Genomic DNA, 24098 nt, shown 5'->3' with positions numbered 1-24098 from the left:
TTTTGAATACGAATACAAATATTGAGGTGAAAACTACTTTGCCCTTAATGGAGCATTTTTATACTATACAGGGCGAAGGCTATCACCAGGGCAGGGCTGCTTATTTTATACGGCTCGGTGGCTGCGATGTGGGCTGCACATGGTGCGACGTAAAAGAAAGCTGGGATGCCTCTGCTCATCCTTTTATAAAAATTGATACCATAGTAAATGAAGTTAAAAAAAGTAATGCAACCCTTTGTGTAATTACAGGGGGCGAGCCATTGTTATACAATCTTGATAGCCTTACAAAAAAATTGCAGGTACAGGGAATTGAAACCAATATTGAAACATCGGGATCTTCTCCACTAAGTGGTTTTTGGAACTGGATATGTGTTTCTCCCAAAAAATTTAAAGCGCCCTTGCCCGAAGTTTTGGCAAAGGCAAATGAATTGAAAATAATTATTTTCAATAAATCAGATTTTGAATGGGCAGAAAAACATGCAGCCCTTGTAGCGCCCGGCTGCCGACTGTATTTGCAGCCAGAATGGGGCAAACAGGATAAAATGCTATCCCAAATAATTGATTACATAAAAGTAAACCCGCAATGGGAGCTTTCTTTGCAAATACACAAGTTTATAAATGTGCCTTAGGGCAAATAATATTATGAATAAAAAAGCTGGCAGGTTTGGGCTATGGTTTCATTTAATTACAACTACCCTTTTTTTTCTTTATCATAAATGGATAAAAGAACATTTTTACATTTTTGTTATTTATATTATTATTTGTCTTGCAATAATATATTTCATTCATAAAAAAGGAGCAACAAATAAACAATAGCAGATACTAATATAAATAAAAAAGGTTGAAACTATGTTTCAACCTTTTTTATAATTAAACTTCTATAAAGATATTAATACCGCTTCTTAAAGTTTTTATTGTTATTCCTTCCATTGTTGCGGTTGTTGTTATTATTGCTGCGGTTATTGTTACCACCGCCACTGCGGTTATCTCTGCCGCCAAAGTTTTTACGGTATTGATTGCGGCCTCCGCTGCGATTGTCCCTGCCGTAATCGGATTGTATTTCGGTGCGGTGTTTCACAAAGGGCTTATTGGTAAATTCCAGTTCGCCATCGGTAATTTCACTAAGTTCCATTTGTATGGTATCGTCATGCACCAGTTCTTTATGCCAGTTGCTGTAAGTAAGCTTCATGTAATAAGCAATTACATTGGCAAAGCCCTGCCTTTTTTCGGGGTCGGTTTCTATAAGCGCTTTATCCAAAACGGTTTCTATATTTTTTCCCAGGTGGTTATACTTGGGATACCTTTTTGGGTAATGCAGCGGCTTGGGTTTTGCCTTTAATTTTTCCCTGGTAGGTATTGGGTATGGGCTTTCTACCTCCAACTGAAAATTACTGATGAGAAAAAGATGGTCCCAAAGTTTATGGCGAAAATCTTCTACATTCTTCAAATGTGGGTTAAGGAAACCCATTAATTCAATTACTGCATAAATATTTTTTTGCCGCTCATCTTTGTCTTTTATGGTAAGGAGATAATCTACCATTTTTTGAATATGGCGGCCATACTCTTTCATAATGAGTGGGGCACGGGTGCTGTTATATTCCATAAATTGAATGTGCTATATTTACAAAATTAAGTTTTGGGGAGCATACGGCAAAACCCAATAACCGGTTTTTGATCTGTTAATTATAAAGTGTTGTTTTTCTGTACTTCTTACGGGCAAAGGTTTACAGCGCTATTTGATTCCTGGGCTGCTGAATATATTTTCTCCAAATAAAAAGCAGGGCTATCAACACCCCGGTGCAACCTGCCAGCCAATCGGTTAACTCATAAGAACGTCCTTTTACAAAATTTTTTTGAATAAATTCAATAGCCAGTGCCCAACTGCAAATTGCAAGGGAAACTATAATTGCATAGTGTTTTTTATCATTTGTAAAAACCTGTTTCTTACAATAGGGTACCAGCAAAAAATAAGTAAGCATACCAAACAAAAACAAATGCACCCATTTATCAAAAAATATTTTATCCAGCCAGTCAATGGTTATAGGTAAATCCGGCCCTGGAATGAGCAACAATATGGAAGCAATAAAAAACCAGGCTATACCCGGCTTATAACTTTTTACAGTAAAAAATTTATTGATTTTTAGCATTATCCAATTAATGAGTTGTAGCCTGTAGCATCCATCAAACGGGATAAATCGGCGCCGGCATCAATTTCCATTTTTACCATCCATCCTTCGCCGTATGGGTCAGAATTTACCAGTTCCGGGTTGGCTTCCAATGCAGGGTTTACCACGGTAATGGTGCCGGAAACCGGCAAAAACAAATCACTTACTGTTTTAACGGCTTCTACGGTGCCAAATATTTCTTCTGCAGCAAGTTTTTTACCCACGGTGTTTATATCTACATAAACAATATCGCCCAGTTCGTGCTGTGCATAATGGGTAATACCAATGGTGGCCAAATTCCCATCAATGGCTACCCATTCGTGGTCTTTGGTGTATTTTAAGTTTTCCGGTGTGCTCATGAAATGCATTTTTTTCGGATTTGCAAGATAGTTTTTTTTCACCACAAAATGCAAGCATTAAATTTTACCCCTATTTTTGAAAAATGGAACATCTATTTACCAGCGAAAGTCTCATAAGTTTTATCGTATTGGTTGTATTGGAAATTGTACTTGGTATAGATAATGTAATTTTTGTAAGCCTAATTTTAAACCGGCTAAAAGATGCAAAAGAGCAAAAGAAGGGCCGTACTATTTGGATTATTACCGGCATTATATCCCGCTGTTTATTATTAATGGCATTGAGCTGGCTGCTTGCCCAAAAAGGCAAAGCAATTTTTACGGTTTACGGCAAAGGTTTCGACCTGGCCAGTATTGTAATGCTGCTGGGTGGCTTGTTTTTAATTTATAAATCGGTAAAGGAAATACATGCCAAGCTGGAAGGGGAAGACCCAACGCAAAACGGTTCAAAAACAGCAGGCTTAAGTTTTGGTACGGCCATTGGCCAAATAATGCTAATTGATGCCGTATTTTCTTTTGACAGTATTATTACTGCAGGAGGCACGGCCAAGCATTTAGAAATTATGATTGCGGCTGTGGTTATTGCCATGTTTATGATGTTTTTCTTTAGCCCTGCCATTGCAGGTTTTATTCAAAAGCACCCTACTCTTAAAATGCTGGCCCTATCTTTTTTGGTGATGATTGGGTTGAGCCTGGTAATTGAAGGCTGGGATAGTGAAAAAGTGCATGATTTACATTTGAAAAACTATATTTATTTTGGTATGGCATTTTCATTTGTAGTGGAATTGCTGAATATGACCATGATAAACCGTGCAAAAAAGAAGCATGTGGTAAAACTTAATGAACCCCAACTTCCACAGGAAAAAGCATCAGCATTTGATGATGAAGCGCATTAATTATTTTAAAGCAAGCAAAACCGATGCTACCAAAGCTGCCGTTTCTGTCCTTAACCGGTTTTGGCCAAGGCTTACGGCGGTAAAATTATGTTGCAGGGCCAATTGAATTTCTTCTGCTGTAAAATCACCTTCGGGCCCAATTAATATTATTGATGATGCCGGTTTTTCAAAAGGGGTAAGCAAAAACTTATGCTCTGCATTTTCGCAATGAGCAATAAATTTTTGCAAAGTATTTTCATTCTTTAGCGTATCCATATAATTTTCGAATTTTACCGGCTCATGATAAAGCGGCAGCCTGCATTGGCGGCTTTGCAACATAGCGCTTACCAAAATATTTTTTGCCCTTTCGGGCTTTAAAGATTGTTTCTCGGTGCGGCTGCATAAAAGCGGCGCAATTTCCGAAACACCTATTTCTGTGGCTTTTTCCAAAAACCATTCAAAGCGGCTGGAATTTTTTATTGGCGAAACAGCAATTATGGTTTTATGCTGTGGTGGATTTTTTATTTGTGCATTTATTACTTCAACGGTACATTTTTTTCGATGGTTATCGGCAATAATGCAAGTGGCAATAATACCATTACCATTGCTAAGGATGAGTTTTTCACCATTTTGCATCCGTAGTGCTTGTACGATATGTTTTGAGACAGCTTCATCAAGGATTATTTGATTCCCTAAAGTAAACCGCTCTTCAGCAAAATAAAAAAAAGGAAGTGCCATGTAAAAATAAAATGAGGGGTAAAGATAAAGCACTAATAATATTTATCCTGCTGCGTCACTCTTTAGAAATAATAAATGATATGTTTCTAAAGTAATGTTTTAAAAATTGCCTACATTAGCAATAAACAAAATGTACCCATGCTCATTAAAACCTTTGGCAGTGCAGTATATGGGGTAGATGCCATTTCCATTACGGTAGAAGTGAATGTGGATGCTAAAGGCCAGCATTATTATATTGTGGGCCTGCCCGATAATGCCGTAAAAGAAAGCCTGCAAAGAGTTGAGAGCGCTATAAAGAGCAATAATTTTTACATGCCCCGTACAAAGCTGGTGGTAAACCTTGCGCCGGCCGACATTAAAAAATCGGGTACGGCATTTGACCTTCCTATTGCCATTGGTACCCTGGCCGCAACAGATCAAATTAAAGAACCGGAACGCCTGGAACGTTTTGTAATAATGGGAGAGCTAAGCCTCGATGGCTCGGTAAGGCCCATTAAAGGCGCTTTACCCATTGCCATTAAAGCACGCAAAGAAGGTTTTGAAGGCCTGATGGTACCTGTACAAAATGCAAGGGAAGCCGCCATGGTTAATAACCTTAACGTGTATGCCATAGAACACATAAATGATGTAGTGAATTTTTTTAACGGCGATAAAAAATTAACGCCAGTAACCGTAAATACAAGAGAAGAATTTGCTTATGCCCAAAGTAATTTTGATATTGATTTTTGCGATGTTAAAGGCCAGGAAAATATAAAGCGTGCATTGGAAATTGCAGCAGCTGGCGGTCACAATGCTATTTTAATTGGCCCGCCGGGAGCCGGAAAAACCATGCTGGCAAAGCGTTTACCTACTATATTGCCACCATTGAGTTTATTTGAAGCTTTGGAAACCACCAAAATACATAGTGTAGCCGGTAAGTTGCCCGAAAATGCAACACTCATCAATAAACGGCCTTTCCGAAGCCCTCACCACACTATTTCCGATGTGGCTCTGGTGGGAGGCGGCGGCAATCCACAACCCGGTGAAATATCTTTAGCGCATAACGGTGTTTTATTTTTAGATGAACTGCCCGAATTTAAACGTGCCGTATTAGAAGTAATGCGCCAACCGATGGAAGAAAGAAAAGTAACCATCAGCAGGGCAAAAGTAGCGCTTGATTTCCCGGCAAGTTTTATGCTAATTGCCAGCATGAACCCCTGCCCATGCGGTTATTTTAACCATCCGGAAAAAGAATGTACCTGCGGACCAGGTGTGGTGCAAAAATACCTAAGCAAAATATCGGGGCCTTTATTAGACAGAATTGACCTGCATGTAGAAGTAACCCCGGTTGCATTTGGTGAAATTTCTTCAGCCAAAGAATTTGAAAAAAGCGAAGCCATACGTAACCGGGTGATACAAGCCAGGGAAATACAAACCGAAAGGTATCAACTACAGGATGGCATTTACGCCAATGCACAAATAACGAGTAAAATGCTTAAAGAAGTTTGTGTAATTACCACTGCCGGGCAAACCCTTTTAAAAAAAGCCATGGAACACCTGAACCTTAGCGCCCGGGCTTACGACCGCATTTTAAAAGTAAGCCGAACCATAGCTGACCTTGCCGGTAAACCTGATATATTACCGGAGCATTTGGCCGAAGCCATTCATTACCGCAGCCTCGACAGGGAAGGCTGGGGCGCTTAAATTTTTTATGTAACCCAATTCACTTTTTCTTCGATAGATTTTCTTTTTGCAGGAGCAGAGGGAACAGCTACATGGCCAATATAAAAAAAGCCCAGCAATTTATCTTCTGCCGTCAAATTAAAAAATGATTTGGCTTCTTCTTTGTAAGTAACACCACCGGTTGTCCAGTAACCACCCAGCCCATAAGCCGAAACCGATAAATAAATATTTTGAACGGCACAGGCAACGGCTTCCACATCTTCAATTTCGGGGATTTTTCCTGTGCTGGTACGTTTCATGCCAATAGCAATAATATGCGAAGCAAGCAATGGCGTTTGCTGTAATTTTTCATAGGTGCCCTGCAAAAAATTTTCTCCGCTGTTTTTTTTGTAAAACTCACTTTGAAAAGTGGCCAGCTTTTTCAATCCTTCGCCACAAAAAACGGTGAATTGCCAAGGTTCTGCATGGCCATGGTTGGGCGCCCAGGTGGCATTGCAAAGTATTTGTTTTATTATTTCATCATCTATGGGTTTGCCCGCAACAAATTGCTTTGTAAATACCGATCTGCGGTTGCGTATAAGTTCATTGAGTGCTGCTGCTTGCATGTAAAAAAAAATTTTGGCAAATTTACTACTACGTAACTATCTAATTTTTCGAAAAGGGTAATAAAAATTTTGTGCTGCTTTAGAGGCCAGCCTATATCAGGCAGGAAATTGAACTACCGGCTTTGCAGGGTATTTCGTAGCTTTGCGCCCTTAAAATAAACTCCTTGATACATAATTTTAATGCCGGGCCATCTGTATTACCGCAATCTGTGTTTCAACAGGCGGCATCAGCTGTTATTAACTTTAATAATACCGGCTTATCTATTTTAGAGATTGGCCACCGTACACCTGGTTTTATAGATCTAATGGAAGAAGCAAGGGCATTGGTAAAAGAACTAATGAGCCTTGATGATAACCATGAGGTTTTATTTTTACATGGCGGGGCTTCAACGCAATTTATGCAGGTGCCCATGAACCTGCTGGATAATAAAGAAACCGCAGCTTATACCGATACAGGTGTATGGGGAGCCAAAGCCATTAAAGAAGCAGCACTATTTGGCAAAGTGGATGTAGTATGTTCCTCTAAAGACCAAAACTATTCCTATATTCCAAAAGATTTTGCCGTACCCAATGATGCAAAATTTTTACACATTACCACAAATAATACCATTTACGGAACGCAATGGCAAAATATACCGTTTACCAGCAATAGTATGGTAGCTGATATGAGCAGCGATATTTTAAGCCGTAAATTAAACTTTAACCAGTTTGACCTTATTTATGCAGGAGCACAAAAGAATATGGGCGCTGCTGGGGTAAATATTGTAATTGTAAACAAAAATATTTTAGGAAAAGTAAAACGCCGCATCCCCACAATGATGGACTACCGCAACCATATTGCGGAAGAAAGTATACTCAATACACCTCCTGTTTTTGCCGTATTTGTTTGCCTGCTTACGCTTCGCTGGTTAAAAGCAGAAGGCGGCATAGCAGAAATGGAAAAACGCAACAATATAAAATCTGAAATGCTTTATAATGCCATAGACAATAGCAAAATTTTTAAAGGCACTGCAGCAAAAGAAGACAGGAGCAAAATGAACGTATGTTTTGTAATGGATAATAAAGCTGCAGAAGCACAATTTTTAGAATATTTACAACCCCTGGGTATTGTGGGTATAAAAGGCCACAGGAGTGTTGGTGGTTTCCGGGCTTCGCTGTATAATGCACTTGAAAGCAGGAGCGTTGAAGTATTGGTTAAAGCCATGAACAATTTTGAACATAAATATTAGATTTCTTTCACCGGGCTGTACAGCCCAATAATATATTTGCATTATAATGATTACTATCGCCCCGTTTAAAGGATTAAGGCCCGAAGTACAGGTTGCCAAATCGGTAGCCTCCAGGCCTTATGATGTACTGAACAGCAAAGAAGCAAAAGTTGAAGCACAGGGTAACCCCAATTCATTTTTGCATATTACCAAAAGCGAAATTGACCTTGCTGCAGATATTGACACCCACAGTGCTCAGGTATATGAAAAAGCAAAGGAAAACCTTAGCGCATTTATAAGCAGGGGAATTTTATTTAAGGAAAGCAAAGCATGTTATTATTTGTACAAACTGCAAATGAACAACCACAGCCAAGCAGGCCTGGTATGTGTAAGCAGTGTAAATGATTATGAAAATGGCCTTATTAAAAAACATGAGTTTACCCGGCCCGATAAAGAAAAAGACCGTATTGACCACATGATGGCCATTGGCGCACAAACAGGAAATGTATTTTTAGCATACAAAAATGTAGCGGCAATAGATGAACTTTTGAATAAATGGATGCATGAAAAAAACTGCCAGTATCATTTTATTTCTGAGGATAATGTAACGCACAGCATTTGGGTAATTAATGATGATGCAACTATTGCATCCATTACTCAATTATTTAAAACCCAGGTGCCGGTAAGTTATATTGCCGATGGCCACCACAGGGCAGCATCTGCTGCCAAAGTGCGTAAAGCATTGGGCAAAAATGCGCCACTGGCTGCGGGCTATTTTTTAACTACTTTATTTCCTGCAAACCAATTGGCCATATTGGATTATAACCGTGTAATAAAAGATTTAAATGGATTAAACGCTGAGGATTTTTTACAAAAGCTGGAGCAAAATTTTACCATAGAAAACCAAACGGCAATTTTCAAGCCCGAAGCGCCACAACAGTTTGGCATATACCTGGAAAAGCAATGGTATAAACTTACGGCAAAACCGGGAACATGGAAACAAGACCCAATAGGCATTTTGGATGTAAGCATCATGCAGGAACATATACTTACGCCATTACTGGGCATCACAGACCAGCGCACCGATGTAAGAATAGATTTTGTAGGCGGTATAAGGGGTTTAAAAGAATTAGAAAAAAGAGTAGATAGCGGAGAAATGAAACTGGCCATAAGTTTATACCCGGTAAGTATGCAACAGCTTTTTGCTGTAGCCGACAGCGGGGACGTAATGCCCCCAAAAAGCACCTGGTTTGAACCCAAATTAAGAGATGGCCTGCTCACCCATATTATTAATGCTGATTAAAAATTATTTATTCAAAAAAATTACTTAATAATTAGCCTTATTAGATTAACGGTTTTTTAAAAGAATAGTTTTTATCTTTACTCGTAATGAAAAAACTGTTACTCGTAATAGTATTACAACTGGGTTTTTCCTTAGTTTATAGCCAACCCGTAACTGAACTGCAGGAAACCGCAAAAAATTTTATGCGCCAGGGCGATTATGCCAATGCTATTTTGGTATTAAACCGGGCGGTGCAAATGGAACCGCAAAATATTGCCGTATTAAAAGACCTCTCCTTAAATTTATATTACAAGGGCGACTATGATAAAGCTTTAGAAACTTTAAAGCCCGTTTTGGAAATGCCGCAGGCCGATGACCAGTCTTTTCAAATAGCCGGAAGTATATACCGGCAATCTGGCCGGCCGGAAGATGCCGAAAAAATGTACCGGAAAGGATTAAAAAAATTTCCGCAAAGCGGGATATTGTTTAACGACCTGGGAGAAGTACAATGGAGGCTGCAAAGTAAAGAGGCTATTAAAAATTGGGAAAAAGGCATAGAAGCAGAGCCTTCTTACAGCCGTAATTATTTTAATGCATCACGTTACTATTACTATACCGGTAATACCGTGTGGGGATTATTATATGCCGAAATTTTTATCAATATGGATCCATTTGGGCCAAATGCACCCGAAATTAAACAGCTTTTATTAGACGGCTACAAGCAATTATTCAAGCAGGCCAATATTGAACTGGGCAATACCAATAAAAATCCTTTTGTAATACAATACCTGCAATGCATGAACAAGCAATCTGCATTGGCATCAACGGGTATTAATACCTCTTCACTTGCAATGATAAGGGCAAGGTTTGTATTAGACTGGTTTGCCAACAGCAAAAATTTTCCTTACCGTTTATTTGAATACCAGCAACAGCTTTTGAGAGAAGGTTTATTTGATGCTTACAACCAATGGCTATTTGGCACCGTTCAAAGCCTGCCTGCTTACCAAAACTGGACCAATACCCATGCCGATGAAAGTAAAACCTTTTATAACTTTCAAAAGTCCAGGGTATTTAAAATCCCCAACGGGCAATATTACCATTAATAATTTTTCAGCTCAAAGTTTATCTTTACTTTTGTACAGCTAACACTTATTATGAAAAATTCCTTTCTCTTAATTACTGCCATTACTCTTTTTACCACTTGCAAAAACAGCCAAAAAGCAGATACAGTGGAAACTGCAGAAAAGCAGGAATCTGTTCAGGTTTCTGGTGAAAACTATTCTCTGGACTCGGCTAGTATCATTACCTGGACGGGCAGCAAACCCACGCAGCACCATACCGGTACTTTTAAATTAAAAGATGGAAAATTGTATGCCGCAAACAATGTATTAACCGGCGGTTCTTTTGTAATAGACATAACTTCTTTAACCGATACCGATATTAAAGACGGCGCCGATAAGGCCAAACTTGAAGGTCATTTAAAAAGTCCCGACTTTTTTGATGCTGCAAAATACCCTACTGCAAAATTTGAAATTACTTCTGTAGCGCCTTTTGTAGTTGATAGTTCTGCTGGCAAAACCTCGGTGCTGGAAAATGCTACAAATATTATTAAAGGTAACCTAACTATAAAAGACAGTACCGTAAACATAAGCTTCCCGGCAAAAGTTACCATTGATGCAAATTCCGCAAGCGCTTTTGCCAATTTTAATATAGACCGTACCCGCTGGGGAATAAATTATAAAGGCCCGGGAAACCCCAAAGACTGGATCATAAACAAGGAAGTAAACATACAACTTACCCTAAGTGCAAGTAAAAATTAGTTTTTAGTTTTAAGGGTTAAATAAAAAAGTCCATCCTGAAAAGGGTGGCTTTTTTTTTATTATCTTAGTTGCTATATAATTTCTTATGAATGAAGTAACCAGGCTTTTTGATTTTTTTTATTTTCAGTTAAAAAACTTTCCCAAAGCAGATATGCTCACCAGTAAAGTGAATGGGAAATGGGCGCCATTAAGCACACAAGACGTTTCCGGACTTGTAAACAGGCTAAGCGCAGGGCTAATGAAACTGGGGTTAAGTGGCAATGATATGACGGTGGAAAACCAGGATAAAGTAGCACTAATTTCCCGCAACAGGCCAGAGTGGTTGATTCTTGACCTTGCCTGCCAGCAAATTGGCATTGCGCTATGCCCAATTTATCCTACCACAAACCCATTGGAGCTTGAGTTTATTTTTAATGACGCCGCAGTAAAATATGTGTTTTTAAGCGGAGAAGATATTTTAGAAAAAGTAAATAACGTACAACATCAGACCCCTTCTTTAAAAGAAGTTTATAGTTTTGATGATGATGGTATTGCTACATCCTGGAAATCATTGCTCGAAAATATTTCACAGGAAGATTTAGAAAAAGTAGAAAAACTCAAGCAGGAAATTTTGCCCTCGCATTGCGCCACAATTATTTATACATCGGGCACTACAGGAAAACCCAAAGGTGTAATGCTGAGCCACAACAATATAGTTTCTAATGTTATGAACTCAGTTGAAAGTTTTCCTTTCCCTTTGCACACCCATGCAAAGGCGCTGAGTTTTTTACCGCTTAACCATATTTTTGAAAGAATGGTTTCTTATATTTATTTTAATAGCGGCATTTCTATTTATTATGCAGACAGCCTGGAAACCATAGGTGAAGATTTAAAAGATATAAAACCGCAATTATTTTGTACAGTGCCCAGGCTTTTAGAAAAAGTGTATGAAAAAATTATGCTAAAAGGCGCTGAACTAACCGGCATAAAAAAGAAATTATTTTACTGGGCCATTGAATTGGGCAATAAATATGACAGTATCAATAAAGGCAACATGAGTTACCGATTACAACTTGCCATTGCCAATAAACTGATATTTAGTAAATGGCGTGAAGCATTAGGCAATAATATTGAATTTATTATCACCGGCGGCGCTGCATGCCAGGTAAGGCTTTTAAGGGTTTTTACTGCTGCAAAAATTCCTATTTATGAAGGATATGGACCCACGGAAAACAGCCCGGTCATAAGTGTAAACACCCGTAAGCAGGTAAAATTTGGTACCGTTGGCCCGGTGTTAAAAGGCCAGCAAGTGAAGCTAGAACCCGATGGTGAAATTTGTGTAAAAGGGCCAAGTGTAATGCAAGGATATTATAAACGGCCCGACTTAACTGCAGAAACCATTATTAACGGATGGTTACATACCGGCGATATTGGGGTAATGGAAGACGGTATATTTTTGAAAATTACCGATCGTAAAAAAGAACTCTTTAAAACCAGTGGCGGCAAATACGTAGCGCCGCAACCCATTGAAAATAAAATGAAGGAGTCGGCATTTATTGAACAAATGATGGTTGTGGGCGCCGATAGGAAGTTTGTGGGTGCACTAATTGTTCCATCATTACCTAATTTAAAAGAATGGATGCAGCTTAAGGGTATATCGTTTACCACAGTTACAGATGCAGTAAACCACCCAAAGGTATTAGAGCTATATAAAGAAATTGTAGAAAGCTTTAACCAATATTTTAATAATGTGGAACAGGTGAAAAAATTTGAATTGCTGCCCGAAGAGTGGACGATTGATACCGGCGAACTTACCCCAACGTTAAAACTTAAGCGAAGAGTAATTATGGAAAAATTTAAATCTGCAGTGGACAGAATATATGTTTAACTTTTTAATTAATAATTAAGATTAATAATTTTTTTGTAAAAAATACTTTCGCAAAAAAAAGAAGCCTGCTTCATGCAGGCTTACAATGGTTTGTTTTTCTTAGAACGATTTAAAACGGAGCCAATAAAATCAGGCTACATAAGACTTGATAATGGATGTTATATGTTCAAAATCCCTGGATTTATCAATAAAGTGATCGGAACCTATTTGCTCACAAAGCGTGCGGTAATTATCCCCGCTTTTATTCGTAAGAACAATTACTTTAAGAGCAGGGTGATACTCCTTGATCCTTTTTAATAAAGCAATCCCATTATTATCGGGTAAATTAATATCGAGTAAAATAACATCGGGTAAATTGGTATCTATTTCATGCATTGCTTCTGAATAATTGTCGGCAATGGCAATAGATTCAAAACAATTTAATTCATCTAACATATCATGCAGGCGGCTGGCAACAACTTCGGCGCTGTCAACTATTAAAGCCTGCCTCGTACTGCTCATGGTATTATTCATTAACTCGGTAAATGTTTTCAGCCACAAAAGTAACTGCAACATTTTTAACGAGTTGTAGAGAGAAAGCCAATAAGTTAAAGTGGAAATTGAGATTTAAGAGTAGAACAAATACTACAAACAATATGCTTATTTACAGCAACTTATGTTCAATAGAGTATAAAATAAGGTCGGCATTGGTTTTTAGGTTCATCTTCGCCATTATTCTTGCCCTGTAAGTGCTTACAGTTGTAACGCTCAAAAACATTGATTCGGCAATTTCCGATACCGATTTACCAGTAGCCAGCAATTTCAGCACACTAAATTCCCTGTCGGATAATAATTCATGTGGCTGTTTGTCGGAATCCTGGTCCAATACCGAAGCCAGTTTTTCAGCAATGCTTACGGTAATATATTTTTTGCCCAGTAAAACCCTGTTAACGGCATTTACCAATTCATCCGGAGCTAAATCTTTACTTAGATAACCAGCTGCACCTGCTTTCAGCACACGCAATGCATATTGCTCTTCAGGGTGAATGCTTAAAATAAGCACAGGGATCTTTGGTTTAATTTGTTTTATTTGTTGCAGTGCTTCAAGGCCACTTCTTCCGGGCATGCTTAAATCGCTAATAATAATATCCCAGTCGGATTGTATGGTATTTTTTATGAGCTCTTCGGCATCGGGTACTTCCTCAATTTCTGCATCGGGGAAACCCTCAAGCAATATTTGCCGAAGCCCTCTACGAACTATAGTATGATCGTCTGCTATTAAAAACCTCATGTATCCAATGTTTAAGATGCGATAACCTGTTGCTGAACGCCTAAAGGTACAATTATTCTTACTAAGGTTCCCTTTCCGGGCTCGCTGGTAATTTGATAAGTTCCACCTATGAGCAAAACCCTTTCTTTCATACCCAGTAACCCAAGCGTTTTCTTGCTTTCTATTTCAGATGGGTTAAACCCTTTTCCATTGTCTTTTATGGTAAGTTCAAGCCTGTTTTCGTCAACCATTAAGTTTGCTTCTACCAGGTTGGCAGCCGCATGCCTAAGTACATTGGTTAGGCATTCCTGAAAAACACGAAAAACCACGGTGGCAATCTCAGGCTTTACCAATAAGGTTAATACATTGGCTGAAAAATAAGTAGGTATTTCCGACCTTTTTTCAAAATCTTCACTTTGCCATTCCATTGCGGCAATAAGGCCAAGGTCATCTAAAATACTGGGGCGCAATTGTGTGGCAATCCTTCTTACCGTTACTACGGTTCTGTCTATCAAAGAAATGGTATCTTTAATTTTTTGATTAATTTCTTCATCCTCTGATTTTATTTTTTTATTAAGCCAGGATATATCCATCTTTAACCCGGTAAGTTGCTGGCCCAGTTCGTCATGAATTTCCCTTGCCATATGGGTACGCTCTGATTCTCTTATGTTTTCCAGGTGGATAGCCAGTTGCCGCAACTCTTCATGCGACTTAAGCAGGTTTTTTTCGGCTTCTATTTTATCGGTTACATCATTTGCCAAAACCAGCTTACAAGGTTTATCTTCATAAATTATATCGTGTGCAATGATATTTACTTTAACATTAGTGCCGTCTTTTTTACTGTGCTCCCAAATGCCGGCTTCATCTTTACCCGGTTGTTTAACCTGCAATAAATTAATGCTGCTTTTTACCAAATCGTTTTCTTTCATTTGCAAAAATTCATCTTTACTATAGCCATAAAATGTAAGCGCAGCAGGGTTTACATCGGCAAGGCTGTTATCGGTCAAAGAGAGCATCCACATAGGCATAGGATTTTGTGTAAATAATAAGCGATATTTATTTTCCGAAAGCCGCAGGGCTTCTGCAGCAGCCTTCCTGGCAGTTATATCTCTCACAATTCCCTGGAACCTGCCATCGGGCAAAAGTTTGGCGCTTATTTCCACATCAATTATTTTTCCATCTTTACAACGCATTTGCCTTTCCCTAATTACTACACTGCCATTAAACAAATCGTCCATAAGCAAAGCGTCGCTACTTTCCGGATCTACAGTAATAACCTGGTCAAACATATTCATTTGCAGTAATTCTTCTTTGGAGTAACCGGTGAGTACTGTTGCGCTGGTATTTACATCGAGGTATTGCAGGTACCTATCGCAAATAAAAATTCCATCGGAAGCCTGTTCAATTAACATCCTGAAATTTTCTTCACTTTTCTTGAGTTCTTTTTGCGATTTTACTCTTTCGGAAATATCAATACCAACACCCATAAGGCACTCTTCGCCTTCGTACATAATAGCTATACCGGTAAAATAATAAGGCACCCACTGCCCGTTCTTCAAAACAAGCTGGGCTTCCTGACTGTTTTCGCCTATTAAAAAAACTGCATTTATTTTCTCTATTGCCATTTCTTTGTCTATAAAAAAATCTACGGCATTCATGGACTTTATTTCATCGTAACTATAGCCTGTTACTTTTATAAGGTTATTGTTCCAGCGAAATATTTTACCTTTTTTATCCATAAGGTAAAAAATACCGGGCAGGCTATTGATGATGGAGTCGGAAAGTTCTTTTTCGAACGTAAGTTGTTTTGCCGATTTTCGTAACTCGGTAATATCCTGCATAGCACCGAGCATACGGTAGCCTTTGCCCTCGCTATTATACAAAATATAGGCCCGGTTATAGAAAGTAAGCCAGTTTCCCTTTGCGGTTTGTAGCCGATACTCCTCGGTAATTAAGCTGTTTCGTTTTTTTAAAGTATTCCTAAAATTGTTGATCATGGGTTCCCTGTCCAAAGGATGCAAGTGTTCCATAAATTTTTCGAAACTGTATTCATTGGTATCTTTTAAGTCAAAAATTTCGCAATAGCTGTCGTTGCCCCAAATTGTACCGGTGGAAAAATCCCAATCCCATACGGCATCGTTTGTTGCCCTTGCCACAAGCATAAACCTTTCATTGGATATTTGTAACGCTTTTTCGGAAAGCTCCAGTTGCTCCAGAGATTTCTTGCGTTCTGTAATGTCCAGCACAAGGCTCATAATGCCTATGAGCTTGCCTGCCTTATCTTTTAACACTGAATTATACCATTCACAATAAATAATTTTACCCTGCCTGGTGATGCTCCTGGCAGTAAAAATATTTTTACTGCTGCTGTTAGATACCAATTGTGTAATAGAATCTTGCACAATGGATATATCATCTTTGTAAATGAGCTCCCAAAAACTTTGAGGGTTGTTCAGCAACTCATCCTCTGTCCACCCAAATATTTTTTCTACGTTTTCGTTGCCTTGTATTACCCTGGGGTTGCTATCCATTTCAATAAAAGCCATAGGCGTATTATTGATATGGTATTGCAGGCGTTCATGCATTTTTTCCAGGGCAATTTCTGCTTCCCTCCTTTCGGTAATATCGTGGTAATAAACAGATATACCATCCCGGGTGGGGTAAATTAAATCTTCGTACCATTTGCCATCTTTATCATAATACAACTGCACACGCTGGGGTTGCTGTGTTTCTTTTGCGAGGTAGAGGTAATGGTGAAATTCCCCGCCCACCAGCTCTGGGTATTCGGTCCAAATATTTTTGCCCTCAAGCTCGCCTTCTGACCTATTGTGCATTATGGCGGCCATTTTATTCAGGTAAGTATAATTCCAGTTGTTATCCAGAGCTATAAATGCATCGGTTATCCTTTCAAACACTGCGGTAAGTTCCGCAGCTTTTACTTTTACCTGCTGCCCGAGGTTTTCATTTAACATGAGCAATTCCTGCTGGAGTTTTTTACGTTCGGTAATATCCCTCAATACTTCTACAATACCCAGTATTTCACCGGTTTCGCTTTTAATTTCAGAAATAGACATTTCGGCATAAATCGTAGTTCCATTTTTATGCTGGTGCTCCACTTCACCTTTCCAATTACCATTTGTTTGTAATGTTTTCTCTATTTCATCAGTTGGAAATGTGTACTTTGATTGTAACAACTCCCCTACATGCCTGCCAATTACTTCATCTTCGGTATACCCATATAATTCATTTGCATGTTTATTCCAGTTGGTAATTTTGTAATTTCTGTCAATGGTAATTACCGGGTCGGACATGTTTTGAACTACGGAGGCATTAAACCTAAGGGCATGGTCGTTTTCCTCCCATTTTCTAAACTCCCTGTTGATGGTTTTGAAACTATAAAATAGAATTCCAAGAAAAAGCAGCACCAATGCAAAAAATTCCCAACTGATACGGCTAGCATATTTTTTTAAGTTCATGTTGGACTGTTCCATTTCAAATCTCCTGTTATTTTCAATTTGGCTGATAAATGAAATAACATTGTCGAATTGCATTTTTCCCCTCCCCAAATCCATATAGCTTCTGGCCGAATCGGCTCCGTAAAGTTTTAAAATTTCTACATACTCCTTGGAGTGGAGCATTTTTCTATTGAGAAGCGATAACAGTTCGGTCTGGTAATTATTGGAAACAGCATCGTTAAATTTCAATGCTGCCAAAAGGGTTGTATCCCTGCGGAGTTTGTTAAAATTATCATAATAAGGAGGCAGCAATTTATCATCGGATGCTGCAAATGCATTTTGGCTGGCCTCCATGGCATTTAGGTCAATACTGGTGCGCTCTAACTGCAATAAAAAATCCAGCGAACTTTTAACGCTGCTGCTGGAAGTTTCTGCTTTATACATATTAGAAAATGTAAATACCAGAAATGCACTAATAACTACAAAAGCGATGATAAATATCACCCTTATCCTTGCATCGGTTATTTTACTTTCCATATGCTTTTTTTATAGCCGGTAAAAATTACAAAAAATTTTATTTCTGTTGCAATTTAAGCCCATTGCTTTCCCTATCCAATATATAAAATAAAAAAGCAGCCCGGTAAGCTGCTTTTAAGTATTAATTAATAAACATTTATTTCAAATTTCCATTGGCATCCAGTTCTATAATCTCATAAATGCTGCTCATCACCTACATGGTCGCTGCCCTGGAACATCATGTGTTCAAAAAAGTGTGCAAAGCCGCTTTTGCCAATTTCTTCTCTTGCACTGCCTACATGATAGGTAATATCTACATGCACTACTGGATCGCTATGATCTTCATGCAACAAAATAGTGAGGCCATTGGGCAAGGTATATTTTTCGTAAGGTATTACCAGTTCATTGCCTTTACGGGTAATTTTTTCTACTAAAGCAGCCTGGCCAAAAGAAAGCAAAGTAACAATGAAACAAGAAATAGATAAAAGGATTTTTTTCATGGAGATGCAAGTTTAATAAAATAAAATTTCCATAATTGGTATTGTGCAAAAATACCGAATCGGTACTTTAAAAAAATTGTAATTTTAGCAAAAATCACTTTATGGCCACACATGATATTGACTATAAAATTTATGGTGAAGAACTGCAATATGTAGAAATAGAACTCGACCCCGGGGAAACGGCCATAGCAGAAAGCGGCGGGTTTATGATGATGGATAATGGCATAGAAATGCAAACCATTTTTGGCGATGGCAGCCAGCAACAGACTAACAGTGGTTTATTGGGAAAATTAATGAGTGCTGGCAAGCGTTTGCTGGTAGGTGAAAGTTTATTTATGACGGCATTTACCAATACAGGACAAAGTAAAAAAAGAGTAAGTTTTGCAGCGCCCTATACGGGGAAAATTATTGCATTTGATTTGTCGCAACTCGGCGGAAAAATAATTGCCCAAAAAGATGCTTTTCTTTGTGCTGCAAAAGGCGTAAGTATTGGAATTGAGTTTCAGCGAAAATTAGGTACGGGAATTTTTGGCGGTGAAGGTTTTATAATGGAAAAGCTTGAAGGTACCGGAATGGCATTTGCCCATGCCGGCGGATATATTACCGAAAGAGAATTGCAACCTGGTGAAATTTTAAAAGTGGATACAGGCTGTATAGTTGCCTATACCGCAACTGTAGATTTTGATATTGAAATGGTAAGAGGTATTAAAAACTGGGTTTTTGGCGGCGAAGGATTATTTTTTGCTTTATTAACAGGTCCGGGAAAGGTATGGATACAATCTTTGCCCATTAGCAGGCTTGCAGGAAAAATGTTGCAATACTCAATGGGAAAAAGAAAAGAAGAAGGAAGTATTTTGGGTGGGCTGGGTAATCTTATGGATGGATCTTAATTAACTTTATGCAAAACTGTTTAATAAAAATTACCCTTATACTTTGTATTATTTTTTTGCGGTTACCTGCAAAAAGTCAGCAACCCATAAATAATATTGTAAAGCTGAACATACCGGGTTATTTCCTGCTATCGGGAAAGCTTTCTTACGAAAAAAAACTTACGGCAAAATCTACTGCCCAGCTTAATTTTATTGCTGGCAAAGCTTATGGAAACGAGTTTAAAACCCTTGCTGCAAGGGCAGATTACCGCTTCTTTTTTTCTAAAAAGAAAAAAGCGCCTTTGGGGTTTTATGGCGCATTGGGTATGGGTTTTGAAAAATTTTCTTTTTATACATCTTATACAACACCTACAGCAACTTACCGCAGAGATTATGAAGCCAGCGGGTTTGCCATGGCCAATTATTATGGCTACCAACACCGGTTTAGTAATGGTATTATGCTGGATGTATTTTGTGGTGCACAAAAATTATTTTCTACATTCCGGGATAAAGAGGGCTACGAATATCTGCCCAATACACCAAAATCATGGGTATTGTATTTTGTGCCGGTGGCAGGTGTTTCTGCAGGGTTTAGTTTTTAAATATAGTTACTACCTGGAAACCACCTTCAACTCCGTTCTCCTGTTTTGGGCACGGGTTTCTTCGCTGCTGTTAGGAGCTATTGGTTTTGCTTCTCCAAAACCTTTGGACATAAGCCTGTTTGCTGCAATACCATTGGTAATAAGGTATTTCACTACAGATTTTGCCCTGTCCACAGAAAGCCTAAGGTTATCTGCCGGGTTGCCCACATTATCGGTATGGCCGGTAATTTCAATTTTAAGCAAAGGGTTATCATTCAACAGTTGCACCACTTTATTCAACTCGGTTTGCGATTCGGGTTTGAGCTCCCATTTTTTGCTGTCGAAGAAAATATTTTTGAGCACAATACTTGCCCCGGCTTCAATGGGTTGCAATGGTATGTCTAAATGAAAGGCAGTATCTGCGGAATTATTCATCAAAGAAAAATTATCGGAATAAAATAAATAATTTTTCCGGTTCACATTAAATACATAGTCTTTACCAATTGGCAAGGTAATAAGATAGTTCCCATGCTCATCTGTTTGCAATTGTGAAACCATACGGCTTGAATTTAATTCAAATAATTCCACCAGTGACGGAAGGCCTACGCCGGTTTTTTTATCAAAAACTTTTCCGCTTACCCAAAGTGTTTTTGCTGCGCTTATATCTTCCCTTAATTGATAACGATAAATATCCAATCCGCCTTTGGTATCTGCGCCATCGCTGGCATAATAAGCGGTTTTTCCATCACTTGCCACTATAAGCGAGCCTTCATCATCTATTGTGTTAATAGGGTACCCAAGATTTTCCGGTATTGACCATTTTCCATCCATAGTTTTTCTGCTCAAAAACAAATCGGTTGCACCATATCCCGGGTGTCCATTACTGTTAAAATATAATGTTTGGTTATCGGCATGTATAAAAGCGCAACCTTCATCGGCCATGGTATTAACTTCGGGGCCAAGGTTAACGGGCTCGTTCCAGCGCCCATTGTTGCCATTATGGCTTACCCAAATATCTTTGCCGCCAAATCCGCCCAGGCGGTTACTGGAAAAATATAAATCCCTTTTATCCGGTGACAAGCAGGGAGAAGATTCCCAAAATTCTGTATTGATCATTCCGGGAAGGTTTTGCGGTTCGGTCCATTTGCCGCTTTTTGTTTTATAAGAAATATAAAGGTCGCAGCTTCCTCTTCCTTCGGGATAATTACAACCGGTAAAAACCAGCAATTCCCCATCCTGAGAAATATTTTGTGCACCTTCATTAAGGTTGGTATTTACTTTTCCTTCTATAGGATTTGCTTTGCTCCATACGCCATTCACTAAATTGCTTACATAAAAATCTTCGTCGCTATTTATGCGCCGGGTAATAATCATGCTTTTGCCATCAATGGTTAAAGAAGGATAATATTCAAGATCGGCTGAGTTGATGCTATCTCCTAAATTTTGTGGTGCAGAAACAAGGTTGCTTATCGGGTGCTTTAATGCATAATCAATAGCAAAGGCATAAGTGCTTTTACGAAAATTTGCGGCTTTTTTACTTTGTGCATTAAGCGTGGGATTTTGCAAAAATTTATTTACTGCTTCCAGCGCTTTTGCAAAATTGGCGGTACCAGCCAGGGATATGGAATAAGGCAATAAATAAACCCCCGAATATTGTGCATCAAGGGCAAATGCATTTTCATATTCTGTTACGGAAGCCTGGTAGTTTTTCAAATTACCATATATGCCTGCTTTGGAGAGAATGGCGTCCAAAAATTTTGGATCGGCCTCAAGCGCTTTATTTAATAAGGTAATGGCCCCGGCATAATTTCCGTTCTGTGCTGCTTCGTAAGCGCTTTCATTTATCTGCAGGGCTTTTTTATTTACTTTATCGGGGTTATACCATTGGGCAAAGCTGCAGGAACAAACCAGTATAAAAAAAACATTTAAAAACAACTTTTTGCAATAAGCCTGCTCCATACCCAATAAATTATGTGTTGAAGATAGAACGAAACAAAAAGAAATGTATTTTGATAATGTTAAAAAACAGGAGTTAATTTTGGGTAAAACTGCGGAAAATATTTTCGAGGCTTTGTTCTATTGTTTGCAGAGACAACACATCTAATTTATTTTCTATGCTCCATTGCAGCAATTGCTTTTTTACCTGCTCGGTATTTTCGCAGGCAAGCCTGTAACGGTTATTAGTTTCTGCAAAAACATCCGTTACGCCGGGAATATTTTTCAAACTGTTTTCATTTGCTTTTGCCGAAAATTCTACCAATACCATTTGCCTGCTGTTGTTTTTGCTTTGCAAATTGGCAATGGAACCGTCGGCTACAATTTTCCCTTTGTTGATGATGATAACCCTGCTGCACATAGCTTCCACCTCCTGCATAATATGGGTTGAAAATAAAATAGTTTTATCTATTGCCAGTTGCTTAATAACATTTCTTATTTCCAAAATTTGATTGGGGTCGAGCCCGCTGGTAGGCTCATCTAAAATCAATACATCGGGATTATGCAGTAATGCAGCGGCAAGGCCTACCCGCTGCTTGTATCCTTTGCTAAGCTGACCAATTTTTTTATGTACTTCGGGCAATAAACCTACGGTTGCCGTTACTTCATCAATTCTTTTTTTGGGTTGTGCAATTTGATGAATGCCGGCAATAAAATAGAGGTATTCTTTTACATACATTTCAAAGTAAAGCGGGTTGGCTTCGGGCAGGTAGCCTATTTTTTTTCTGGTTGCCGTACTGGTTTCCGTAACCGGTAAATCACAAACTTTTATTTCGCCTTCATCTGCCGCAAGGTAGCCTGTTATCATTTTCATTGTAGTGGATTTTCCTGCGCCATTTGGGCCCAAAAAGCCTACAATTTCCCCTTTATTTACCTGGAAAGAAATATCATCTACAGCTTTTTGGGTTCCGTAATGTTTAGAAAGGTGTTTAATAGTAATAGTCATAATGCATTTACAAATTATGCTTAAAAATACGGCAATTATTATTGCTTACTTTTATAAAACTGGTTATTGAGAACAGTTGCTCTATTTATTGGTTATCTCCCGGCTTGTTTCTCCGTTGGTTGAAGTTGGGGTTGTTTCTGTTTTGCGGGCCTTGCTGGCCACGGTTTGGCCTGCCGCCATGCTGCGGTGGCCTTTGTGGCCCTTTTTGCTGGCCTGGTTGTTGCGAAGTTTTTTGATCGGGCCTGCGGTTTAAATTTTGCGGCTGTTGCCTGCTGCGTTCTTTATCCTTGCGTTTGCGGCTGTTTTTTTCCAGGCTACGCAGGCTTATTTGGCCTACCAGGTCGGCATACTCCGGTTCTACTTCTTTTGGTTTATTAGAAACTACCTCTACCGTTTCTAATTCTTCGGGCCTTATGCCTTCCCTGTTTTGTTGCTTAATGCGTTTTACGGTTTCAATAGCCAATGGGTATTGTGCATTGCTGTCTGCCATTGTGTACCACATCAGATTTTTAAAAATATCTTTTTTCACTAAAAAAGCTCTTCCTTTTGCCACTTCAAGCATATCGGCATCGTTAGGAAAAAATTGGAGTGCATCCAAATAGGTGTCTAATTCATAATTAAGGCAACATTTTAACCTGCCGCACTGGCCACTTAGCTTGGCCTGGTTGATGCTCAAATTTTGGTATCGGGCGGCATTGGTATTTACACTTTTAAAATCGGTAAGCCATGTGCTGCAGCAAAGTTCTCTTCCGCAACTGCCAATACCGCCTACTTTGCCGGCTTCCTGCCTTGCACCTATCTGGCGCATTTCAACTTTTACTTTAAATTCCCCGGCAAATAATTTTATCAGTTCTCTAAAATCAACCCTGTCATCGGCTATGTAAAAAAATGTTGCCTTTTTTCCGTCTGCCTGTATTTCCACTTCGGCCATTTTCATATCCAGCTTTAATTGCCGGGCAATGGCACGGCTACGTATGAGTACTTCTTTCTCTCTTGCTTTATTTTCTTTTAGTTTTGATAAATCGGTATCATTGGCAATTCGTAAAATCTTTTTTATTTCCGGGCTTTTTTCATCTACATTGTTTTTTTTGAGTTGCAGGCGAACCAGTTCTCCGGTAAGGTTTACTGTGCCTACATCAAAACCATTAACCCCTTCTACAGCCAGTAAATCGCCTTTTTCATAAAAATGCAATGTAGTATTTCTAAAAAAATCTTTTCGGCTGCCATTGTTAAAACTAAGTTCAAGAACCTTGCAATTGCTCTCCGGATCGCTAAAAGGCAGGTTGGCCAGCCAATCGAAAGCATTTAGCCTATTACAGCCACCGCTGGAGCAACCGCCATTGCTGTTGCAGCCGCCAACTTTACCAGTACCACAGGAACCACAAGACATATTAAATAATAATTAACAT

General features: G+C 38.8%; 21 protein-coding genes and 1 pseudogene. 10 read left to right on the top strand and 12 right to left on the bottom strand.

Annotated features, from left to right (window positions below; all coding sequences use genetic code 11):
* Positions 1-47 precede the first annotated feature (47 nt).
* The gene (locus IPO46_10260; GenBank protein ID QQS64375.1) at positions 48-629 is read left to right on the top strand and encodes a 7-carboxy-7-deazaguanine synthase QueE; all 582 of its coding nucleotides are present in this window, start codon (positions 48-50) and stop codon (positions 627-629) included.
* A 260-nt stretch (positions 630-889) separates the two neighbouring features.
* Here IPO46_10260 and IPO46_10255 read toward each other — a convergent pair whose 3' ends face one another.
* The 3 genes from IPO46_10255 to gcvH form a co-directional block, all read right to left on the bottom strand.
* Positions 890-1603, bottom strand: a complete 714-nt coding sequence (locus IPO46_10255) for a DUF4290 domain-containing protein (GenBank protein QQS62484.1) — start codon at positions 1601-1603, stop codon at positions 890-892.
* A 121-nt stretch (positions 1604-1724) separates the two neighbouring features.
* Positions 1725-2147, bottom strand: coding sequence for a VanZ family protein (gene vanZ / locus IPO46_10250; GenBank protein ID QQS62483.1), 423 nt, complete (start codon positions 2145-2147; stop codon positions 1725-1727).
* Positions 2147-2524 (bottom strand): glycine cleavage system protein GcvH, encoded by a 378-nt coding sequence (gene gcvH, locus IPO46_10245; GenBank protein ID QQS62482.1) that lies wholly within the window; start codon positions 2522-2524, stop codon positions 2147-2149. The genes vanZ and gcvH overlap by 1 nt, the downstream gene beginning before the upstream one ends.
* A gap of 83 nt (positions 2525-2607) precedes the next feature.
* On the opposite strand from gcvH, the gene IPO46_10240 reads away from it, so the two are divergent.
* Positions 2608-3417: a TerC family protein gene (locus IPO46_10240; protein ID QQS62481.1), complete on the top strand. Its 810-nt coding sequence runs from the start codon at positions 2608-2610 to the stop codon at positions 3415-3417.
* Here the strand turns inward: IPO46_10240 and IPO46_10235 are convergent, their stop codons facing one another.
* The gene (locus IPO46_10235) at positions 3418-4134 is read right to left on the bottom strand and encodes a 16S rRNA (uracil(1498)-N(3))-methyltransferase (protein QQS62480.1); all 717 of its coding nucleotides are present in this window, start codon (positions 4132-4134) and stop codon (positions 3418-3420) included.
* 138 nt (positions 4135-4272) lie between these two features.
* Here IPO46_10235 and IPO46_10230 point away from each other — a divergent pair, with 138 nt between their 5' ends.
* Positions 4273-5817: a YifB family Mg chelatase-like AAA ATPase gene (locus IPO46_10230; protein ID QQS62479.1), complete on the top strand. Its 1545-nt coding sequence runs from the start codon at positions 4273-4275 to the stop codon at positions 5815-5817.
* A 5-nt stretch (positions 5818-5822) separates the two neighbouring features.
* Here IPO46_10230 and IPO46_10225 read toward each other — a convergent pair whose 3' ends face one another.
* Complete coding sequence (locus IPO46_10225) at positions 5823-6401, bottom strand: nitroreductase (GenBank protein ID QQS62478.1); 579 nt, start codon at positions 6399-6401, stop codon at positions 5823-5825.
* A 164-nt stretch (positions 6402-6565) separates the two neighbouring features.
* Here IPO46_10225 and serC point away from each other — a divergent pair, with 164 nt between their 5' ends.
* From serC to IPO46_10200, 5 genes are all read left to right on the top strand, one after another.
* Entirely contained in the window at positions 6566-7630 is a 1065-nt protein-coding gene (gene serC, locus IPO46_10220; GenBank protein QQS62477.1) for a 3-phosphoserine/phosphohydroxythreonine transaminase, read from the top strand.
* Positions 7631-7676: 46 nt separating this feature from the next.
* Positions 7677-8912, top strand: coding sequence for a DUF1015 domain-containing protein (locus IPO46_10215; GenBank protein QQS62476.1), 1236 nt, complete (start codon positions 7677-7679; stop codon positions 8910-8912).
* A gap of 86 nt (positions 8913-8998) precedes the next feature.
* A complete protein-coding gene (locus tag IPO46_10210; GenBank protein QQS62475.1) occupies positions 8999-9994 on the top strand; it encodes a tetratricopeptide repeat protein in 996 nt (331 codons plus the stop codon).
* A gap of 51 nt (positions 9995-10045) precedes the next feature.
* A complete protein-coding gene (locus IPO46_10205; protein ID QQS62474.1) occupies positions 10046-10711 on the top strand; it encodes a YceI family protein in 666 nt (221 codons plus the stop codon).
* Positions 10712-10796: 85 nt separating this feature from the next.
* Entirely contained in the window at positions 10797-12578 is a 1782-nt protein-coding gene (locus IPO46_10200; GenBank protein ID QQS62473.1) for a long-chain fatty acid--CoA ligase, read from the top strand.
* Positions 12579-12707: 129 nt separating this feature from the next.
* Here IPO46_10200 and IPO46_10195 read toward each other — a convergent pair whose 3' ends face one another.
* The 4 genes and pseudogenes from IPO46_10195 to IPO46_10180 form a co-directional block, all read right to left on the bottom strand.
* A complete protein-coding gene (locus IPO46_10195; GenBank protein ID QQS62472.1) occupies positions 12708-13133 on the bottom strand; it encodes a response regulator in 426 nt (141 codons plus the stop codon).
* An 88-nt stretch (positions 13134-13221) separates the two neighbouring features.
* Positions 13222-13848, bottom strand: coding sequence for a response regulator transcription factor (locus IPO46_10190; protein ID QQS62471.1), 627 nt, complete (start codon positions 13846-13848; stop codon positions 13222-13224).
* An 11-nt stretch (positions 13849-13859) separates the two neighbouring features.
* On the bottom strand, positions 13860-17819 hold the full coding sequence (locus IPO46_10185; GenBank protein QQS62470.1) for a PAS domain S-box protein: 3960 nt from the start codon (positions 17817-17819) through the stop codon (positions 13860-13862).
* Between the two features lie 179 nt (positions 17820-17998).
* Positions 17999-18298, bottom strand: a pseudogene (locus tag IPO46_10180) (insulinase family protein).
* Positions 18299-18399: 101 nt separating this feature from the next.
* Here IPO46_10180 and IPO46_10175 point away from each other — a divergent pair.
* Positions 18400-19188, top strand: a complete 789-nt coding sequence (locus IPO46_10175) for a TIGR00266 family protein (GenBank protein ID QQS62469.1) — start codon at positions 18400-18402, stop codon at positions 19186-19188.
* Between the two features lie 8 nt (positions 19189-19196).
* Positions 19197-19769 (top strand): hypothetical protein, encoded by a 573-nt coding sequence (locus IPO46_10170; GenBank protein ID QQS62468.1) that lies wholly within the window; start codon positions 19197-19199, stop codon positions 19767-19769.
* Between the two features lie 9 nt (positions 19770-19778).
* Here the strand turns inward: IPO46_10170 and IPO46_10165 are convergent, their stop codons facing one another.
* From IPO46_10165 to IPO46_10155, 3 genes are all read right to left on the bottom strand, one after another.
* On the bottom strand, positions 19779-21707 hold the full coding sequence (locus tag IPO46_10165) for an OmpA family protein (protein QQS62467.1): 1929 nt from the start codon (positions 21705-21707) through the stop codon (positions 19779-19781).
* A gap of 73 nt (positions 21708-21780) precedes the next feature.
* Positions 21781-22689: a gliding motility-associated ABC transporter ATP-binding subunit GldA gene (gldA, locus tag IPO46_10160; protein QQS62466.1), complete on the bottom strand. Its 909-nt coding sequence runs from the start codon at positions 22687-22689 to the stop codon at positions 21781-21783.
* A gap of 85 nt (positions 22690-22774) precedes the next feature.
* Positions 22775-24079 (bottom strand): hypothetical protein, encoded by a 1305-nt coding sequence (locus IPO46_10155; GenBank protein ID QQS62465.1) that lies wholly within the window; start codon positions 24077-24079, stop codon positions 22775-22777.
* Positions 24080-24098: the final 19 nt, after the last annotated feature.

It is taken from the genome of Chitinophagaceae bacterium (assembly GCA_016699815.1).
Lineage (GTDB): Bacteria > Bacteroidota > Bacteroidia > Chitinophagales > Chitinophagaceae > Ferruginibacter.
This window is presented reverse-complemented; position numbering and strand designations above follow the sequence as displayed.

Excerpts from the sequence above, each read along its gene's own strand:
- IPO46_10260 (QQS64375.1), top strand. The coding sequence starts at position 48 with ATGGAGCATTTTTATACTATACAGGGCGAAGGCTATCACCAGGGCAGG.
- IPO46_10255 (QQS62484.1), bottom strand. The coding sequence starts at position 1,603 with ATGGAATATAACAGCACCCGTGCCCCACTCATTATGAAAGAGTATGGC.
- vanZ (QQS62483.1), bottom strand. The coding sequence starts at position 2,147 with ATGCTAAAAATCAATAAATTTTTTACTGTAAAAAGTTATAAGCCGGGT.
- gcvH (QQS62482.1), bottom strand. The coding sequence starts at position 2,524 with ATGAGCACACCGGAAAACTTAAAATACACCAAAGACCACGAATGGGTA.
- IPO46_10240 (QQS62481.1), top strand. The coding sequence starts at position 2,608 with ATGGAACATCTATTTACCAGCGAAAGTCTCATAAGTTTTATCGTATTG.
- IPO46_10235 (QQS62480.1), bottom strand. The coding sequence starts at position 4,134 with ATGGCACTTCCTTTTTTTTATTTTGCTGAAGAGCGGTTTACTTTAGGG.
- IPO46_10230 (QQS62479.1), top strand. The coding sequence starts at position 4,273 with ATGCTCATTAAAACCTTTGGCAGTGCAGTATATGGGGTAGATGCCATT.
- IPO46_10225 (QQS62478.1), bottom strand. The coding sequence starts at position 6,401 with ATGCAAGCAGCAGCACTCAATGAACTTATACGCAACCGCAGATCGGTA.
- IPO46_10215 (QQS62476.1), top strand. The coding sequence starts at position 7,677 with ATGATTACTATCGCCCCGTTTAAAGGATTAAGGCCCGAAGTACAGGTT.
- IPO46_10210 (QQS62475.1), top strand. The coding sequence starts at position 8,999 with ATGAAAAAACTGTTACTCGTAATAGTATTACAACTGGGTTTTTCCTTA.
- IPO46_10205 (QQS62474.1), top strand. The coding sequence starts at position 10,046 with ATGAAAAATTCCTTTCTCTTAATTACTGCCATTACTCTTTTTACCACT.
- IPO46_10200 (QQS62473.1), top strand. The coding sequence starts at position 10,797 with ATGAATGAAGTAACCAGGCTTTTTGATTTTTTTTATTTTCAGTTAAAA.
- IPO46_10195 (QQS62472.1), bottom strand. The coding sequence starts at position 13,133 with ATGTTGCAGTTACTTTTGTGGCTGAAAACATTTACCGAGTTAATGAAT.
- IPO46_10190 (QQS62471.1), bottom strand. The coding sequence starts at position 13,848 with ATGAGGTTTTTAATAGCAGACGATCATACTATAGTTCGTAGAGGGCTT.
- IPO46_10185 (QQS62470.1), bottom strand. The coding sequence starts at position 17,819 with ATGGAAAGTAAAATAACCGATGCAAGGATAAGGGTGATATTTATCATC.
- IPO46_10175 (QQS62469.1), top strand. The coding sequence starts at position 18,400 with ATGGCCACACATGATATTGACTATAAAATTTATGGTGAAGAACTGCAA.
- IPO46_10170 (QQS62468.1), top strand. The coding sequence starts at position 19,197 with ATGCAAAACTGTTTAATAAAAATTACCCTTATACTTTGTATTATTTTT.
- IPO46_10165 (QQS62467.1), bottom strand. The coding sequence starts at position 21,707 with ATGGAGCAGGCTTATTGCAAAAAGTTGTTTTTAAATGTTTTTTTTATA.
- gldA (QQS62466.1), bottom strand. The coding sequence starts at position 22,689 with ATGACTATTACTATTAAACACCTTTCTAAACATTACGGAACCCAAAAA.
- IPO46_10155 (QQS62465.1), bottom strand. The coding sequence starts at position 24,079 with ATGTCTTGTGGTTCCTGTGGTACTGGTAAAGTTGGCGGCTGCAACAGC.